Origin of the sequence: uncultured Rhodoblastus sp. (assembly GCF_903903185.1) — a bacterium.
Taxonomy (GTDB): Bacteria; Pseudomonadota; Alphaproteobacteria; order Rhizobiales; family Beijerinckiaceae; genus Rhodoblastus.
On record NZ_CAIUXT010000176.1, the window covers coordinates 1 to 1605 of the forward strand.

A 1605-nucleotide genomic window follows, 5' to 3' on the forward strand; every position below is an offset into this window, starting at 1 on the left:
CCCTAGCAGCCTGTCGGACTTAGCGAAGAGCGGGCGATAGGATAGGATCGTTTCGTTGATTCTCGCCCCATGACGGTCGTTCCGATGGACAACTTCCGCAATTTTGATCGGCAAACCGGTTTTCTGCTGCCGCCGTCGGTTGACGATTGGCTGCCGGAGAGTCATCTGGCGCGCTTTGTTGCCGAGGTGATCGACGGTTTCGATCTGCGGACGATGATCGGCTCTTATCGCGGCTCGGGTTCAGCGGCGCATCATCCCAGAATGCTGCTGGGCCTGCTGGTTTACGGTTATGCGACGGGCGTGTTTTCGAGCCGCAAGCTGGAGCGGGCGACCTATGACTCGGTGGCGTTCCGTTTCATCGCGGCCAACGATCACCCCGACCATGACACGATTGCGAGTTTCCGGCGGCGGTTTCTCAATGAGATCGAGGCGCTGTTCGTTCAGGTGCTGTTGCTGGCGCGCGAGATGGGCGTCCTGAAAATGGGAACGATCGGGCTCGACGGCACGAAGATCCACGCCAACGCCAGCCGGCACAGCGCGCTTTCTTATGAGCATGCGGGCAAGATCGAGGCGCAATTGAAGGCCGAAGTCGCCGATCTGATGGCCAAGGCCGAAGCAGCGGACGCGGACGACATTCCCGATGGCATGTCGATTCCCGACGAACTGGCGCGGCGTGAAGAGCGGTTGCGCAAGCTCGTCGAAGCGCGCGCCAAGATGGAGGCGCGGGCCAAGGAGCGCCATGGGCGTGAGCTTGCCGAGCATGAGGCGAAACGCGCGGCGCGCGCGGCCAAGACGGCGGCCACGGGCAAGAAGCCCGGCGGCAAGCCGCCAGAACCGCCGACCGAAGGGCCGCTGCCGAACGATCAGATCAATCTCACCGACGAAGACTCGCGCATCATGCCGGTGGCGGGCGGCGGCTTCGACCAATGCTACAACGCGCAGGCCGCCGTCGCCGCGGGAAGCCTGCTGGTGGTGGCGGCCGATGTGGTTCAGGCCCCGAACGACAAGCGGCAGGTCGAGCCGATGCTGGACAAGATCGGCGCCCTGCGGGAAGAATTAGGCGACCCCGAAACACTGCTGGCGGACACAGGCTATTTCAGCGCTGCGAATGTCGAGGCTTGCAAGAAAGCTGGGATCGATCCGCTGATTGCGATGGGCCGCCAGCCGCATCATCCGCCGCTTGCCGAACGCTTCGAGGAAGCGCCGCCCGCCCCGGAAAATCCGACGCCGGTCGAGGCCATGGCGCATCGCTTGAAGACGCCGGACGGCAAGAAGCTTTACGCCCTGCGCAAACACACGCCCGAACCGGTGTTCGGCGTCATCAAATCGGCGCTCGGATTCCGCCAATTCTCGTTGCGAGGGCTCGAAAAAGTGCGCGGCGAATGGAGCCTGATGACCATGGCGTGGAACTTGAAACGCATGTTCGTCCTCGCGGCTGTCTGAAGGGGCCGAGCGAGGATTAGCGCGGCGAAATGTAGGCTGTAAGCGGTCAGACTTCACGCGATCGTCGCGCGCTCCGACGCGATCAAGCCCCGGTGGAAGCTCGAAGTAACCGCATCGCACTCGGCGTTCTGAAGTGAAGCCTCAGTCAGACTGACTGCTAGA

The 1605-nt window shown here is 62.9% G+C and carries 1 protein-coding gene; it reads left to right on the top strand.

Annotated features, from left to right (window positions below; genetic code table 11):
* The first annotated feature begins 84 nt into the window (after positions 1 to 84).
* Positions 85 to 1443 (top strand): IS1182 family transposase, encoded by a 1359-nt coding sequence (locus QZY01_RS16300; protein WP_294539130.1) that lies wholly within the window; start codon positions 85 to 87, stop codon positions 1441 to 1443.
* The last annotated feature ends 162 nt before the right edge of the window (positions 1444 to 1605 follow it).

Bases quoted from the DNA above. Each gene is read 5' to 3' on its own strand.
- QZY01_RS16300 (WP_294539130.1), top strand. From the start codon at position 85: ATGGACAACTTCCGCAATTTTGATCGGCAAACCGGTTTTCTGCTGCCG.